Here is a 15,201-nt window from a genome sequence, read left to right as displayed (position 1 = left end):
TCATACCTCACTTTTTTGAGAAAGGCTATACTTGCTATTTTTCTATTCCAACTAAAAGCGATCGCCCTTTTCCTTCCCAAAGCGCGATCGCTCTTTTTTTGAGTATTCCTAACTATGTCGATCCAACACTATAGGCGATTTTTACGGCTTTGACAATCTTTGATGATATCGGGTATATTGCCACTATGTCTGATTTGACATTTAATCTAAAACAACCTAAACTATAGATGGTAGATTCAGAAAGTAAACCCATTGTCTGGCTTAGTGGTGAAGTAAAAACACCCCCCTTTTCTACTGATGCGCGTATTCAAGCCGGATTTCTGCTGCGAAAGCTACAGGATGGCGAAAACCTATCCATGCCATTATCTCGTCCTATGCCAAGTATCGGAGAGCGTTGTCACGAGCTGCGTATAAGCGATTCAGAGACAAGCAAGGATTGGCGCATCATTTATCGAATTGATGTAGATGCTATTATTCTCTTAGATGTATTTAACAAAACCACAAATAAAACACCGAAATTTATAATATAAAAATGTAAAAAACGATTGAAACAATACGACCTAATTTGAATTGATATCGGGAAGGTATTTTTATGGATCAAGCTAAACGCCAACGCTTAGAAGCAGCCGGATGGACTATTGGCACTGTAGAGGAATTTCTCGGACTTTCGCCAGAAGAAACAGCATTCATCGAAATGAAACTTGCACTTAGTAAAGCCATCAAGCAAAACCGGATTAGCCAACAGATGACGCAGCACGAGCTTGCCCAAAGAATTAAGTCTAGCCAGTCAAGGGTTGCTAAAATGGAATCTGGCGATCCTTCCGCTTCCCTCGATCTTCTTGTTCGCACTTTGCTCACCTTTGGTGCTACACGTCAAGACATTGCTGAGGTAATCCTTAACAGTGCTTCCTCACAGATATCTCCTCTTAACTGAGTTAGCATTCAAGTTCGATCGCCCTTTCTTTAACTTCATCCGCAAGAGCGATCGCCCTTTCTTGAGTTACACGATGAAGGACACGGCAGTGCCGTTTCCCTACGAATATCTGTTATTTTAGGTCATATTTGTAGGGACACGGTAATGCCGTGTCCGGCTTCTAATCCCCGCTGTCTGCAAGCAAAAAACCTAATTTGGGTGTGGCGAATGCACCTTAGCAGCATCATCAACCACAGGATGAATTAAGGTCGATCGCAAATCTTGCCTAATTTCCGATTTCAAATACTTGCGCTGCAAAACCTGCCATTTTTGCCAAGCCCCGTAGCGTTTTTCTGCGAACAAACCAGCCAGTTTCGGCAACTCTTTTTGCAAATCGCGATCGACAAAATCTGTCAGAAACTCCCCTAAAACTTCACAGTCTTGAATATCGCCCAAACATTCCTGAACAGCTTTTACATCTTCGACATAAGCTTCATAAGTCGGGCCGTAAAAATCGCCAAACAGATTCATCAAATAGCGAACCCGCTTAGCTTGCTTCCGCAAATCGTGCAGAATTGTTCCCTCCGCTGCTAGCTTTTCTTCCACAGCCTCAGCAGTCAAATCATCAGCAACTTTAACTTTGCCATCCTGATATTCGGTGCCCAGCAGCCAAGCCGGATGCAGGAAAAATTCGCTGACTTGAGGTAACAGCAAATCCGGCAAAACCTCAGCAATTGGCAAATGTTCGATCGCCCGAAACTGCGGTTTTTCTACCCAATTCTCGATCGACTCTTTCAGCGACTGGTAACTTTTGTGTTCCAAAACAGCCCTCACCCGTTTCAAAGCCCGACGGCGCTGTTTGAGCAAACTCAACAAAGCCTCATCCAAAACTTCCTGTTCGTCAGTCGGCAAATTCGGGTAATAGCGGTTTTGGAGACTTTCGAGCATCACATCCAAATCTCTGAGCGTTCCCAGAATCCGCCCCACCTTACCAATTTTGCGTTCAGAAGCTGCTTTTGGCAAGTCTAAAACCGGAGCAAAACCCGTTACAGCCGATCGCAAACGCCGCATTCCGACTCGCATTTGATGAAGTTCTTCTGCATCTTTGTCTTTGAGAACTTCAGCCTCGTGCGCTACTGCTTTGCGGAAATATTTCTCGATCGCACTAGAGGCTGCGTCTCCGAGAGTTTTGACTTTTGCTGATGTTTTTACGTTCATGGTTGATGTAGAGTCCACTTTCGCGATCGACTTTAATTTTGATTTCAAGGCTTTTCTAATAAGGTGTTACATCCTAGCACACACTTTTCATTGATGAACCACAGCAATAATAAATCTTAATGTAAAGTGCTTGACAATTTATCCAAAGTCAGCATTTAGTAATACCAAATCCGGGTTATTCATCCCCGTTATAAATTGTAGGGTGCGTCGTTGACTGGCAGCCCGGTGGAGGGCGAGAATTCTTCGTAGCGATGCACCCTACGTCTCTGAGATCCTAAAGGGGGTTTCTTGTCGCCATTCGTAAGAAATATTAATGTCATGTGCTTGACAATTTATACAAAATCAGCAATCTAAAAAATCTTCAATCTAAAATCTTCAATCTAAAATCTAAAATCTAAAATCTAAAATAAAATTCCCTCCCCCGCCCTTGGGCTAATAAAAATCTGATTTGTGGCGGGCTTTCCCAAATAGGTTAAGATCGCTGCAAACCGAGATTTATTTACCAAAGGGAGAGAGAGGGTGCGATCGGGAAGACAAGTTTTAAATTAAATCAAGTCCGCCCAGGTTGTCCGACTTCAAAGAGGCAGTTTAGCCTTTCCAGTCTTTCTCAGATTGTTCGAGCACGTAGGTTGCTACATCCTCGATTTGGTCTGGCTTCAAGCGGCCACCAAAAGCAGGCATAGCATTTTTGCCCTTAGTTACCTGAGTCGTAATAGCTTCGATAGAATTCATGCCATACTTCTCAAGAGCGCCTTTTTTCAAGGTTTTCATTGCCATAACGACGTTCCCGCCACCGATGTGACAAGCAGAACAGTTGTTGCTGAAGATTTTAGATCCTTTAACAGCATCTCCAGCCAGAGCAGGGCTGCCGAAGCCGAAAGTGAAAATTGTGAACGCTAACAAGGCGATCGATAAGAGTCTTTTCAACGCAGTTCTCCTCTAATGGACAGACAAAGATTGATTCTTTAGTTATTTTACCTGTTTTAACAGGCGCGATCGCGACTACACGCACGATTCCTTTCTCCCGAGTAATTTACCACTTTTTGGCAGTGGCAGTTCAACTCTCAAAATTATCCACGCCCCAGCCTGGAGCTTTCTGAGCCGCCCGGATCACAAAAGCAGCCAAATTTTCAACCTCAGTCTGTGGCATCCAGCTTTCGGGTACTTGGCGGCACCAAAAAGTTTCCTCACTGCCGTCATAAGTCATGGGCTCTCTCAGATATGACACCAAACCATTGATGTTGCTGCGAGGAGGCGTTGCCCCCTGGAGATCTGCCAAAGACAGAGAGATCATCGGATCGGGCAAAGTTGCTCCTCCGACGTGGCAATTCATGCAATTTTGCTCGAACAAAACCTTGCCGACAGACAAATCCTGAGCTGAAAACAACCGAGTGTGTCCCTCCGTGTCCAATTCCAGTGGTACAGGTTCGCTAACTTTCAAATAGCGAGTTACATAAGAATCGCCAGCAGCCAAAACAGGTTGAGGAGCCAGCAGCAGGAGCGGCAAAATAATTAACATCCCCAACAGAAAGCAGAGAAAAACACCACGATGCATCATAAAGGCGTAGAAAAGTCAATAATCCACTAACATTTGCTCGTACAATCGAATTTTTTTTGTTGCGCTCTGACTTTCGTCAGTATCAACCAGTCCGCTAGCTCAAGTCAGCGAGTTCGACTGGGGAGAATCAATCAACTAGAAGTAAATTTGAGATTTCAGATTTTCGATAGAAAAACGGCGAGCCAGCAATCCTTGCCAAATCCCAGCCCCTCTCAATCCAAAATCCAAAATCTCAAATTTCAAACTAATTAACGAGCGCCTTTGCCACCAGCCCACTGGCGGGAGATAATTTTCGGCTGCAACAGAATGTGACCGGCAATCGCGTACAAATCTTCATCGGAGAGATTTCTCATCTCAGCGAAAATATCGGCACTCTTCATGCTCGGATGCAGTTCCGAAATTTCTTGAAACCCGTCATAAGTCGTGGGATTTTTCATATAGTCCACCAGCGACTCAATATTATTGCGGGGTGGGTTGGCCAAAGCCAGAGTTTCGGGACTCAAATTGAGGTTCGGGTCAGTTTTTGTCATGCCGGAAGCGTGACATTGAGCGCAAGTATTTTGGAACTGGCGTTTGCCTTGCTGGACTTGTTTGAGGCTCAGCACTACTGGAGTGCCCTTGTCATTTAAAGTTACAGTGCGAAGCTCAGCACTCAGTTCGACAGCCATCGCGCTGCTGACAAATAACTGAAATGTCAAGAATACAGCGGTCAGAGCAATGAAATATCTTTTAAGCATGGTTCTCCTTAAAAAAATCCGGCAAATTATTGAACGCTAAGAGAGTATAGCTGGCAAACAGATTTCTGTTCAAAATTCCTTTCTTTGGTGACAACTGGCGAAAGTTTGTGCAGCCATACCTTTAAAGGTAGAGGAATTTTGCGATCGATCTAATCTGCAATTCGTTTTGAGTCGCGCCTTTTTTCGAGAGCGGACATAATTGCCTTAACATCTTCCAAAGCCAAACGGGTTTGAGGGTGTTTGTAGGCAATTTCCAGCTCATCACACAAGCGGAGCACGTCTTCAACAGGGACGTTGAAGTCTTCTGCTATTTCTGCGATGGACAGGTCTGCAAAACCCATAATTTTCAGGTCGCTGACGGATCAGAATTGAGTTGACTGCTGTTGAATGAAAGCTGGACAATTTAACAAAGCGCTGTTAGCTGTCATAAAAAATATTCGGTAAGTGGGAAACTCAGAGTCTTTAGACCTGAGAGGAAAACGACGGGCGCGGTTTCAACCGCCTTGAATCCCCTTTCGGGGTTAGAGGGGTATGGTTGCCCCTCTGGCTTGTTAGACCTGCAACACTGTTTCAGTGACTTTAAAACTGTTTAATTGCAGATGACAGAGCGGAAAACTGGCGTCGCATTCTCCGGTGTCGTGACCTGAATAACGTCTCCTCGCGATCGAGGGGTCTGGTCAGAACAGCTTGTAATTTCTTACAAGCTCAGTGGCGTTGATTCCCTGAGTTCCTGACCTGATAGTTTGTTCTGAGATTTTGTGCGATCGCCAGCTAACTAATCACTAATTAACACTAAGCATTTTTGCTCAGCCAAGCTTCCCACTCCATCAACTTCCAACCAATATCATCCCATTGCCGCGTCTTTATTATCAATAGGACTTGGGCGCGCAGGACTAAAAACCCCGTATCTGCGTGCATTTCTCGCTACCAAACTTCATGTTTTTCGTAGAAACCACGGTTTTTGGGGAATTCCTCTGACATTTTCGTCTTTGGCGGACTCACCAACAGACGGGGCGATTTTCCATTTTTCGATTTGAGATTTACTCCACAGGTGTCTTATGGGGCTTGAACTTTGGTCGAAAATTTTGATCGGTTCGCCACAGGAGTCATCCGGCGCAGCAGCTTAGGGAGAAAGCTTGAAAGCGTGAGTCGGTGTCGCCACAGCGTGGTGGCTTTCGGTAGCATCGTGGGCGGGGAATTCCGAGTCTGCCAAGAAAGGCTGGGGCTGGTGGAGGCTGATGAGTCCAGCCAGAGTTTTCTTTAATTGAGTTCGGGGTACGATCAAGTCTACAAAACCGTGGGCGAAAGAGTATTCGGAAGTTTGATAATTTTCCGGCAGCTTTTCGCGCAGAGTTTGCTCGATTACCCGGCCGCCCGTAAAGGCTACAGTAGCTTTTGGCTCTGCAATTATAATGTCTCCTAACATGGCAAAACTGGCGGTGACGCCCCCGGTGGTCGGGTGGGTCAAAATTGGGATGTAAAGCAGTCTCGCTTCCCGGTGACGCTCTAGAGCCCCGGAAATTTTAGCCATTTGCATCAGGCTGAGCATTCCTTCCTGCATTCTCGCACCGCCGGAAGCGCAGACAATGAGTACGGGTAAGCGTTCCCGCGTGGCGTGTTCGATGAGGCGAGTCAGTTTTTCTCCGACAACTGAGCCCATGCTGCCGCCGATGAACTGAAATTCCATGACTCCGAGGGCAACGGGCAAATTTTCGATTTTGCCGATGCCTGTTTCTACTGCGTCTAGGTGGCCTGTTTTTTCTTGAAATTCTCGCAGTCGATCGCTATACTTTTTGCGATCGCGAAATTTCAGCGGATCGGTGGCGTGCAGACCTCCGTTAAGGGGCACCCAGGTATTGGGGTCGATCAACTGCTCGATGCGATCGTCACTATAAACTCTGATATGATGCCCGCATTCCAAGCAAACCATTTGATTTGCTCGCAGGTCTTTGGTATAGCTAAGGGCATCGCAAGCTGTGCATTTATTCCAAAGTCCGTCCGCAATTTCTCGTTCCGGCCGTTCTTGGGAATTCGGTACTGATTTTCGTCGATTTGCAAACCAATCAAATAGAGACATTAAAACTTAGGAATTGGTAATTGGTAGTTGGTAATTGGGAATTGGTAATTGGGAATTGGGAATTGGTAATTGGTAATTGGGAATTGCCATTTGTCATAATATCAAGTCCGCACTACAGAGGAATTATACTATAGACTGCCCGATCGCGCTGAACTACGAATGTCTCGCGTTCCCCCTGCTGGACGCTCGCGCTGTACTCTGAAGGTTATTATTCCGATGCTCGTCTCAAAGATATCAATTATCTACTATTGACTATTGACTAATGACTAATGACTAATGACTAATAACTAATCACTCTTATTCTGGCTCATCTTCAACAGGACTGATGAGCAGCGACGCAGTGCGCTGGTGTTGGGGAAGAACTTGCAAAGCTGTAGCACTTCCAGCTCCAAAATAAGAGGCTATGCCCAAGTCTACAATTCGAGCCGGGATTTGATGAGCCGCCAGGAGCTGCTGCATTAATTCGGCTTCCCAACGAAAGCTAGTGGTTTTGAGTGTAATCCAAGACACGGGATAATTTTACCAATTTGTCAACTACCCATCATCAAGCGGGGTACCGCTATGATGTGGGCTTGTATCTGAACTCCACCGCAATTCCGAAAACCTAGATAGAATCTCAGCTTTAGTTTCACTGCCCGATACATTAGGGGATGCTGACAAGCTCCCCGTACTCATCCAGTCTTGCCGGACAAGCAACGCTCTCATTGCAATGTTTCGTGCACCAACCAAATCAGCGTGTAACTCGTGACCACAGCATTCACAGCGAAACAATAGCCCTTTGTTAGGTCTATTAGCATCCGAAGTATGTCCACATTTAGGACAACTCTTCGATGTATAATTTGCCGGAACTTTAGTTGCTAACGAACCATTTAGATGGGCTTTGTAGTCAATATAGCCGTGCAATTCGGCAAAGGACCATTTCGCCTTATTTCTATTAGCTCTACGCTGCTTCTTGCTAGTCTTTTTCCCGGATTTAGACTTAGTTCTATCCCTAATTCCGGTCAAGTTTTCTAGTCCAATCAGGCTGTTAGGCTTGGCAATTTCCTTGCTAATTTGGTGGTTCACGTCAGCGATAAACCGTCTTTCTCTTCCTGACAAAGCGATTAGTCTGCGCTTGGCCGAACGAGTGCCTTTACGCTGAAGAGTTGGTCTGGCTTTGTGATAACGGTTGGCTTTGTGTCTCGGGTCTTTTCCTGAGTAGAATTTCGACTTGTTTTGTAAGTCTGTTTCTACTGCTAAGTAGCGCATACCCACATCAACACCAGAAACTCTGGTTATTTTTAGTGGGTTAATTTCAGGTACTTCTACTTCAATACTTACCATTAAGTAGTAAGTCTTAGAAGAACGCTGATAGACGATTTTGGCTGCCCCAATCTTGGCACCATTGGCAATCAAATCTAGATGCTTGTTGTAGCCATCATACGGGACTACTATTCTACCTTGCAGCGTGATAATACTCACTTGCTGTTCGGCTTAATGTATTTAGGGGGTTTGTCCAACCCTTTGTACCGTCTCTTGGTATAACCTTTGGCAATAGCATCGTTAGATTGTTTTACCTTAGTCCAAAGAGTTTTGTAGGTTCCAGACACTTGTCTGGGTACGTTGCAAGCCATCTGAGCACCGAGTCCAAAACGAACTCGCAACTCGTTGTAGACGGCTTTTTGCAACTTCAGACCGTTACTGGTTTTACCCGTATCAAAAGCGACTTGTGAAGTATAGTTCAAAGCATCTCGGTAGGCTAAAGCAATCTGAGACACCAAAGCTTTTTGCTCGGCATTCAGGTTGAGTTTTAACTTGGCGGTGATTATTTGAGGCATTACTTTCACTAACTCTGAAAATATTGTATCTCGTGAATACGGCAAAAGCAAGTGGTGTGGCAGAAATAATTTGTACAGCGAGTCGACCGCCCCGAACCCTCCGATTTCTAAAGCTACCGATTTGGTTTGGGGCGGATCTCTTCACTCACGCGCATTCCTCCCGACGCTCACCTGGAAGTAGAGCGCGGGACTCCTGCTGATTTAGTTGAACTGATATTATGTTCGATCGCGCTCCCTAACCGTAGATCGCAAACCCTAATTCGGGAAAAAGAACTGCAAGTAAATAGATAAGATCGGTTCGCCCCAGAGAGCTGTAATGGCTGCACCGAGAGCCAGAAACGGGCCGAAGGGCATGGGTTGACGACGATCGAGCAATCCGATCGCGATCGCCCCACCACCAACCAAAGCCCCGGCTAAACAAGCGATAAATGTCGCTAGCAGCAAGAGTTTCCAGCCCAGCCAAGCTCCCATCAAGGCTGCTAATTTGGTATCGCCGCCACCCATAGCAGTCTGCCCGAAGCCGATCGATCCTGCAAGTCCGATCGCGTCAAACAGCCACAATCCGACAACTGCTCCCAAAATTCCGTCTAGTACCAGATAGTGCACGGAGTCGATCGGGCTAAATGTCGGCCACCAACCCTTGGCGATTTGGAAAACCAATCCGAGTATCAAACCCGATCGAGTCAAAGAATTAGGCAAAGTCATTGTATCGCAGTCTATCAAAGACAAAGCCAACAGCCAGCTAAACAAAGTCCAAAACCCCAGCGTTTGGACGCTTACCCCAAACCGCCAATAGATCAGCAAAAACAGCAAACCCATAGCTGCTTCCACCAGGGGATAGCGGGCAGAAATCCGACTGCGGCAGTGATTGCAGCGTCCCCGCAGCCACAGCCAACCGAACACGGGTATATTTTCGTAAGTTCTGAGTTGATTTAAACATTTGGGACAGCGAGAAGGAGGATGTATCACCGACAAACCCGCAGGCAACCGATAGATTACCACATTTAGAAAGCTGCCGATCGCTGAGCCGATGACAAAGACGATCGCGGTGACAAGGGAATTAAATATTATTTCCATTAAGTTGTCTGTTGACTGTTGAATGTCGGGATTTATTAGTTGTTATTTGTTAAATTGTGTCCTGTAAATTACTAATCATCTTTGTAGTAACTAATCCAAATTCTCTGATTTTGATGCGGACTAAAGTCCTCACTACGAACCTGATTTTTCCAATTGTGCGATGTGTTATTATTTTAAGGTGTTACCAATCACTAATTACCAATTACTAATCACCAACTATCAATTACCAATTACCAATTACCAATTACCAATTACCAATTACCAACTGTCAACTGTCAACTGTCAACTATCAACTGCCTAATACATTTGAGATTCAATTTCGTCAAAAGTAACAAAACGTTCACCGGGCAACAAAACGGGATGCGAAGCAAAAATTAGCTGACCTCGATCGCTTCCTTGACTGACAACTACACCGGCAGGACGCTGCATCTGCTCGGAATGCACTTTCAAATACATACCATAGGCCGATCGAGCAACTCGGATCAAATCGGGAGCGATCAAGCTGTGACTTTGGGAAATTTCTATCCGGTGTTCTGAGTTGGGCTGGTATCGGGTCACGGGAAACTTATGATAATGGTATAGGTCTAGCTATTGGTTTTGGCTTGAGATCGATCGAACTTACCTTATTTTTTAAGAATAGACTAGGTGGAAATTAATACATTAACTTACAATCCTCCCTTGGCTGCGATCGAACTGCGACTGCGAGCTCTCCTTTCGTCTGAACTCTACGCTGGTGCGTGGGTAGATCCATCGCCGGCGACGTTAATGGGGGTTTTCGAGCACCTGCGGAGTCTCCGCTACATCCTCCACGACTACGTGCCCAGGCCCGTGTCCGAATCTCCGGCCAACCCTGGGGAGGTTCGCTACCAATGGCAAACAGGCACTTTGCTATTCACAGATTTAGCTGGGTTTACGTCGCTGTTGGAAGCAAACACAGCCCAGGGGCGCAAGGGCGCTGAAACGCTGTTGGGGGTGATTAACGACTATTTTGCCTCAATGATTGAAATCGTCAGCAAGTCGGGGGGGGATTTGCTGGAGTTTACAGGAGATGCGCTGCTGGTGCAGTTTCTGGGAGGGATTGACCAAGAGGAGGATACAGCTAGGGCGGTGCGGGCGGGTTTGCGGATGCAGCGGGCGATGGCTAAATTTGCCAATATCGAAACGGCACGGGGTGTTTTGTCTTTGAGGATGCGGGTGGGTATCCATTGCGGTCGCTATATTAGTGCTGATATCGGTACACCGCTGCGGATGGCTCACGTACTGCTGGGGCATTCAGTCCAGCAAGCCAAGCAGGCTGAGGGTTCTGGGACTGTGGGGCGGGTGTGTTTGACTGAAACTGCTAGTTCGTCTTTGGGGGAGCAATTTCGTTTTGAATCGTGGAAGCCCGGTTATTTGTTGGTGGCAGATGATTTCACGGACGATCTACTCGGAGAGTACGATATTACTTTGACTGGGCGGCGGATGCCAAGTTCGATATTGCTCGATCGCACGGTATCGGGTTTGGTGAGCGAAATCGAGGAAGCTGTGAAGCGGGTTGAACCCCTTGCTAGTTATATTCCCAAAACCATCTTGAGACTGCTGGTTGAAAATGCCGACAGGCGGAAAATCCCGCCGGATTTTCCCGAACCGACGGTGATGTTTGTCAACTTGATCGGTTTACCGGAGTTGGTGGACAAAGCAACGCCAGCGGAGGAAGCTAATCTGGTATTGGGCTGTTCTCGCGTGTTTGCGCTAATTGATGCTGTGGTGTCCGCGAAAGGGGGCGTCTTGCAAAAAGTAACGGCGCATTTAGACGGTTCGGATATATTGATTTATTTTGGTGTACCGGACGTTCATACCGACGATCCACGTCGCGCGGCGAGTGCGGCGATCGCAATTCGGGATCTAATTGCCAGTTTACCTCCGATCGTTATCGGCGGTGAAAATGTGAAAGTAAGCTGTCAAATTGGGCTGTCTCGGGGCCCTGTGTTTGCTGCTGAGGTTGGGGAACCGCGAGGGCGCAGGGAGTTTAATATCCTCGGCGATACGGTGAATACGGCTGCTAGGCTGATGAGCAAGGCGGGGGAAAATGAAATTTTGATTGGCGAAAGGGTGTTTGAGTCGATCGGGCTAAACTTCGATTGCGAGGCTTTGGGATCTGTTTCTTTGAAGGGCAAATCTGCTCTGACTCCGGCTTTTGTGCTGCACGGTTCAAAGGTGGAGAGGGGAAAAGGCAGCGTTTAAATAAATTTTAAGACCTAGGCAAGTGGTATTATTGGCTACTCGCACAGACTAAACTCCGATCGATATTTCACCGTTCCGCTGCAATCCTGCAAAGCACCTCTTTCTAACTCCAACACCATAAAAGCTTCATCAGGTACATCATATTCGCATCGCAACATCTTGCTACTAGCAGGAACGAACCCGAAACGCGAATAGAAATCAGGAGATCCCAGCACAACCACTGCCTGAAAGTGCGATCGGGCGCACTGTTTTAAACCCTCGCGGATCAGCAGCGATCCGATACCTTGCCGCTGATAGTTTGGTAAAACTGCGACTGGCGCCAACCCCAGAATTGACAAAGTGCTAGAACATTCTCCTGCGATGACAACCGGACTGAAGAAAATGTGTCCGACTACTCGATCCGATTGTACCGCAACCAAGGAAAATGTAGATGCAATTCCCCGCAGGCGATCGACTAAATTTGCCTCATTTTCTCGCCCGAATGCCACAATATTGACATTGCGAACAGTTGCTAAATCTTCTGGCTTTTCAGTACGGATATCCATAGCTAATACCAAGAATGAGAAATCAATGCAACGGGTGCATCTCAGTTTTGCATTTAATAGTGCTGTCCCCGCTCGCGTATTATACGATACGCGAGCGGGGACGCTCGCACTATAAGAAAAAAATGCTTTTTATAAAAATGAGATGCTCCCAATGCAAAGATATTGGTAGGGTGTGGATTCCTCGATAGTATCCAAAAAGAGGCGAAAAATCGATCGAGCGACGCACCAACGATATTGGTAGGGTGTGTCGTCCTCGATAGTATCCAAAAAGAGGCAAAAAATCTATCGAGCGACGCACCATAGACAATATTTTATAAAACAAACTCAACATCAATTATTGTAGCAAGGATGTTTGAAATTGGTATAATTCCTGTGAAAGCTACACTCGAATATAGCTTTGCATTCCCTCTGCCGGCAAAACAATCAACCGCTGATTTCTCAAGTCCGGTTCTAAACCCAAATCTTCGAGGGGAATTAAGCCTAGTAAAGGTTCTTCTCCTGCGGGAATTTCTACACAATCATATCTGCCTTCTCTGCCAGCCACAGCAATACTGACATCTTTGAACAGACGAAATTGTCTGGCTCCTATTGCTGTATTTCCTTGGATTTCACCAACTAGGGTTAAACCTAACTGACTGATAATATCTGCTGGCAAACAGAGTCGAGTTGCTCCTGTATCGACTAAGACGTTATCGATGGTGATAGAGCGTATTTGCTCTGGGGGGATGAACCCTCTTTCTCCCAGGATTTCATCAATGTGATTGGTCACGGTTATTGTTGCGGTAACTCTGCCCATTTTTTTATCCTTTTGTTTTGCTATAGAATGTTTTCGTTGATTTTTGATAGAAAAATATACAACCTAGGGTGCATATTCTATATTTTAACAATATTTGTAATTGAGCGCAATATTTTTATTCATTCCTATTTTTTTTACTAATAAATCTTGCACGTTAATAGCAAAAATGCTCTCTAAATATTAAGTTGCGAAGCTTCTTCCATTGTTGTTTAGAAACATCTGCGCGAGTTTTGTCACCCGATGGATCGCGGATAGTCCAAATTGTATCTGCAACGCGATCCTCTTCGAGGGCTCCGCTAACAAGCGATCGCCCGTGAGAACGATAGTCGAAGTCCCAGAAAGCATCACCGGCGCAATCTCCTGGTGTAGCAATCATTTCGCGATCGACTGTACGGCGAATCGCATTCCATTCGCGGATGTAGATAGGAGAATCGTCCGATCGCAATTTGCGATCGCCTAATTGAGGATTAACCTTGTAGAAAAACCAATCCGTAAGATTATCCACGGCTTGAGTTCGTGATTCTAAATCCCGCGCTGTAGCACAGTCTAGATTTGGGCCGAGAAACATGGCAAAAGTTAACATACACACTGCGGAAAACTTCGAGATTGACTCGATCGATCGCGATTTAATTAGCATAGTGATGCGCTCCAGTCTTATAGTCCACAATTAGAAAGAAACATCTCGCGTCGAATTGCTGACCATTCGCCGATGCCAATTTTATCGCTTTTGGGGATTTGCTGTCCAGTCCGTTGAGGATGGCGGCTGTAAAAAATTGTATCTGCAAGGCGATCGTAAGTCTGTTCGTAAGTTTCGCCGTTAATTGTGGTGAATTCCCATCCTGTCTCTCCTGGGGCGGGCCTAAAGCAGACTTCTTGTACCGACTTGACTCGCGGATCGATCGCCTCGCGTAATTTTTGCCATTGATTGCTATATTCGCGATCGTCCGTTTGGAGTTTGCGATTGTTTAGTTGAGGATTTACCCTGTAGAATAGGAAGTCTGTCAATCGATCGACGGCTTGTTCTCGCGATTCGGCTTTGGCTGGATGGGGGCCCAGGAGGAGAAGGGCGATCGCAAAAACACAAACCATTAATAATCTGGAGAGGGGTTTAATTGACAGCGACTTGACTAACATAGCAATTTGGCATTAATTCCTACTGATATCTCCACCATCTTAACCTGCACTTACGCAAGAGTCCAGAAAGCAGATTTTCATCAGAATACTTCGTTACAGTCCGTAAGTAGATGAGTGGGAAAATACATAAGTATGTCATTGCGAGCTCTTAGCGAAGCAATCGCAATCGCTATGATATCATTCCGATACTACCGGAAGTGATACAATTTTCTGTTATTCCTGAAGTTCTGCTAATAACTGTTCCCCGAAAGGATGTTCTTGCAATTTCTCATATGTCAAATCTCCTTTGCTGATGCCTTCCCGACACAATCCAACATAATTTTTCCAACACATGAGAACTTTAGGATGATTTTCTGGCAATTTGGTGCGAATAATTTCCGCTGCATCAAAATACAGCGATTCCGCTTCCGAGTACCTTCCTTGGGATTTATAAAGTTCGGCTAAATTGTTGAGATCAATGGCTAAACTAGGGTGGTCTTCAGGGAGTGATAGTCGGTATATTTCTAAGGCTTGTACATATAGAGGTTCCGCTTCCGAGTACCTTTCTTGAGATTTATAAAGTAAAGCTAAATTATTGAGGCGTGTGGCTAAACTAGGATGGTCTTCTCCAAGCACTCGCCTGTCTATTTCTACTGCTTGTAAGTACAACGGTTCAGCTTCAGAGAACCTACCTTGAGAACGATACAGTACGGCCAAGTTATTGAGAGAAATAGCCAAACTAAAATGGTATTTTTGGAGCGATCGTTTGTCTATTTCTAATACTTGCAAATATATAGCGGTTCTCACAAAGATGAGGTACGTTGTTGGGCTTGGGCCCTCTTAGTTTAAGGGTTATATAAGCTGTCAGTCATACCTCATCTTTTTGAGAAAGGCTATAGTATTTCCGCTTCAGAATATCTTCCTTGAAATTCATAAGATATCGCTAAATTTGTGAGGCTATTACCTAAACTGGGACATTACTCACAAGTTAAGCTAAAAGCACTGTTGTCAATGAGTAATCTTACTCATTTTTTTACCGAGATACCAATTAAAATATGACTCCATTTGTTCCTTTATTATTGAAAAAAAATTGTTCGGGACTTCTTTGAGTTCCAGGGAAAGGAGAA

The 15,201-nt window shown here is 45.5% G+C and carries 22 protein-coding genes; 5 read left to right on the top strand and 17 right to left on the bottom strand.

The window, feature by feature from the left end; translation table 11 throughout:
* Positions 1-227 precede the first annotated feature (227 nt).
* The 3 genes from JGK16_RS22860 (at position 228) to JGK16_RS22850 (ending at position 1,055) form a co-directional block, all read left to right on the top strand.
* Positions 228-530, top strand: a complete 303-nt coding sequence (locus JGK16_RS22860) for a type II toxin-antitoxin system RelE/ParE family toxin (protein WP_293192681.1) — start codon at positions 228-230, stop codon at positions 528-530.
* A 62-nt stretch (positions 531-592) separates the two neighbouring features.
* The gene (locus JGK16_RS22855) at positions 593-934 is read left to right on the top strand and encodes a helix-turn-helix transcriptional regulator (RefSeq protein WP_293186201.1); all 342 of its coding nucleotides are present in this window, start codon (positions 593-595) and stop codon (positions 932-934) included.
* The gene (locus tag JGK16_RS22850) at positions 903-1,055 is read left to right on the top strand and encodes a hypothetical protein (RefSeq protein ID WP_293186203.1); all 153 of its coding nucleotides are present in this window, start codon (positions 903-905) and stop codon (positions 1,053-1,055) included. Before JGK16_RS22855 ends, JGK16_RS22850 begins: the two co-directional genes overlap by 32 nt.
* 68 nt (positions 1,056-1,123) lie before the next feature.
* On the opposite strand, the gene JGK16_RS22845 is transcribed toward JGK16_RS22850, so the two are convergent.
* The 11 genes from JGK16_RS22845 to JGK16_RS22795 all read right to left on the bottom strand — a co-directional run bounded on the left by JGK16_RS22845 (position 1,124) and on the right by JGK16_RS22795 (position 9,397).
* Entirely contained in the window at positions 1,124-2,131 is a 1,008-nt protein-coding gene (locus tag JGK16_RS22845) for a CHAD domain-containing protein (RefSeq protein WP_293192706.1), read from the bottom strand.
* 588 nt (positions 2,132-2,719) lie between these two features.
* The gene (gene petJ, locus JGK16_RS22840) at positions 2,720-3,058 is read right to left on the bottom strand and encodes a cytochrome c6 PetJ (protein WP_293186205.1); all 339 of its coding nucleotides are present in this window, start codon (positions 3,056-3,058) and stop codon (positions 2,720-2,722) included.
* 130 nt (positions 3,059-3,188) lie between these two features.
* Positions 3,189-3,689: a photosystem II cytochrome PsbV2 gene (psbV2, locus tag JGK16_RS22835; RefSeq protein WP_293186207.1), complete on the bottom strand. Its 501-nt coding sequence runs from the start codon at positions 3,687-3,689 to the stop codon at positions 3,189-3,191.
* 248 nt (positions 3,690-3,937) lie between these two features.
* On the bottom strand, positions 3,938-4,426 hold the full coding sequence (gene psbV, locus JGK16_RS22830; protein WP_293186209.1) for a photosystem II cytochrome c-550: 489 nt from the start codon (positions 4,424-4,426) through the stop codon (positions 3,938-3,940).
* Positions 4,427-4,575: 149 nt separating this feature from the next.
* Positions 4,576-4,767, bottom strand: a complete 192-nt coding sequence (locus JGK16_RS22825) for a translation initiation factor IF-2 (protein ID WP_293156461.1) — start codon at positions 4,765-4,767, stop codon at positions 4,576-4,578.
* Between the two features lie 451 nt (positions 4,768-5,218).
* A complete protein-coding gene (locus JGK16_RS22820) occupies positions 5,219-5,344 on the bottom strand; it encodes a hypothetical protein (RefSeq protein WP_293198911.1) in 126 nt (41 codons plus the stop codon).
* A gap of 205 nt (positions 5,345-5,549) precedes the next feature.
* Positions 5,550-6,503, bottom strand: a complete 954-nt coding sequence (accD, locus tag JGK16_RS22815) for an acetyl-CoA carboxylase, carboxyltransferase subunit beta (RefSeq protein ID WP_293186211.1) — start codon at positions 6,501-6,503, stop codon at positions 5,550-5,552.
* Between the two features lie 297 nt (positions 6,504-6,800).
* A complete protein-coding gene (locus tag JGK16_RS22810; protein ID WP_293186213.1) occupies positions 6,801-7,013 on the bottom strand; it encodes a hypothetical protein in 213 nt (70 codons plus the stop codon).
* Between the two features lie 24 nt (positions 7,014-7,037).
* Positions 7,038-7,964 carry a transposase gene (locus JGK16_RS22805; RefSeq protein WP_293203420.1) on the bottom strand — a complete coding sequence of 309 codons (927 nt, stop codon included), beginning with the start codon at positions 7,962-7,964 and terminating at the stop codon, positions 7,038-7,040.
* Positions 7,961-8,320: a hypothetical protein gene (locus JGK16_RS22800; RefSeq protein ID WP_293203418.1), complete on the bottom strand. Its 360-nt coding sequence runs from the start codon at positions 8,318-8,320 to the stop codon at positions 7,961-7,963. Before JGK16_RS22800 ends, JGK16_RS22805 begins: the two co-directional genes overlap by 4 nt.
* Positions 8,321-8,575: 255 nt before the next feature.
* Positions 8,576-9,397, bottom strand: a complete 822-nt coding sequence (locus tag JGK16_RS22795; RefSeq protein WP_293192684.1) for an A24 family peptidase — start codon at positions 9,395-9,397, stop codon at positions 8,576-8,578.
* A 160-nt stretch (positions 9,398-9,557) separates the two neighbouring features.
* On the opposite strand from JGK16_RS22795, the gene JGK16_RS22790 reads away from it, so the two are divergent.
* Entirely contained in the window at positions 9,558-9,698 is a 141-nt protein-coding gene (locus JGK16_RS22790) for a hypothetical protein (protein ID WP_293192687.1), read from the top strand.
* On the opposite strand, the gene JGK16_RS22785 is transcribed toward JGK16_RS22790, so the two are convergent.
* Positions 9,695-9,955 carry a hypothetical protein gene (locus JGK16_RS22785; RefSeq protein ID WP_293186221.1) on the bottom strand — a complete coding sequence of 87 codons (261 nt, stop codon included), beginning with the start codon at positions 9,953-9,955 and terminating at the stop codon, positions 9,695-9,697. The two genes, JGK16_RS22790 and JGK16_RS22785, sit on opposite strands and share 4 nt — an antisense overlap.
* 87 nt (positions 9,956-10,042) lie before the next feature.
* On the opposite strand from JGK16_RS22785, the gene JGK16_RS22780 reads away from it, so the two are divergent.
* A complete protein-coding gene (locus JGK16_RS22780) occupies positions 10,043-11,620 on the top strand; it encodes an adenylate/guanylate cyclase domain-containing protein (protein ID WP_293192690.1) in 1,578 nt (525 codons plus the stop codon).
* Positions 11,621-11,655: 35 nt separating this feature from the next.
* On the opposite strand, the gene JGK16_RS22775 is transcribed toward JGK16_RS22780, so the two are convergent.
* The 5 genes from JGK16_RS22775 to JGK16_RS22755 all read right to left on the bottom strand — a co-directional run bounded on the left by JGK16_RS22775 (position 11,656) and on the right by JGK16_RS22755 (position 14,881).
* Complete coding sequence (locus tag JGK16_RS22775; RefSeq protein ID WP_293192693.1) at positions 11,656-12,165, bottom strand: N-acetyltransferase; 510 nt, start codon at positions 12,163-12,165, stop codon at positions 11,656-11,658.
* Between the two features lie 379 nt (positions 12,166-12,544).
* The gene (locus JGK16_RS22770; protein ID WP_293192696.1) at positions 12,545-12,961 is read right to left on the bottom strand and encodes an aspartyl protease family protein; all 417 of its coding nucleotides are present in this window, start codon (positions 12,959-12,961) and stop codon (positions 12,545-12,547) included.
* 154 nt (positions 12,962-13,115) lie between these two features.
* The gene (locus JGK16_RS22765) at positions 13,116-13,598 is read right to left on the bottom strand and encodes a hypothetical protein (protein WP_293192698.1); all 483 of its coding nucleotides are present in this window, start codon (positions 13,596-13,598) and stop codon (positions 13,116-13,118) included.
* Positions 13,599-13,615: 17 nt separating this feature from the next.
* On the bottom strand, positions 13,616-14,095 hold the full coding sequence (locus JGK16_RS22760; protein WP_293192700.1) for a hypothetical protein: 480 nt from the start codon (positions 14,093-14,095) through the stop codon (positions 13,616-13,618).
* Positions 14,096-14,308: 213 nt separating this feature from the next.
* Positions 14,309-14,881, bottom strand: coding sequence for a tetratricopeptide repeat protein (locus tag JGK16_RS22755; protein ID WP_293192703.1), 573 nt, complete (start codon positions 14,879-14,881; stop codon positions 14,309-14,311).
* Positions 14,882-15,201 lie beyond the last annotated feature (320 nt).

Origin of the sequence: Microcoleus sp. PH2017_09_SFU_O_A, assembly GCF_020738625.1 — a bacterium.
Classification (GTDB): domain Bacteria; phylum Cyanobacteriota; class Cyanobacteriia; order Cyanobacteriales; family Microcoleaceae; genus Microcoleus.
This window is presented reverse-complemented; position numbering and strand designations above follow the sequence as displayed.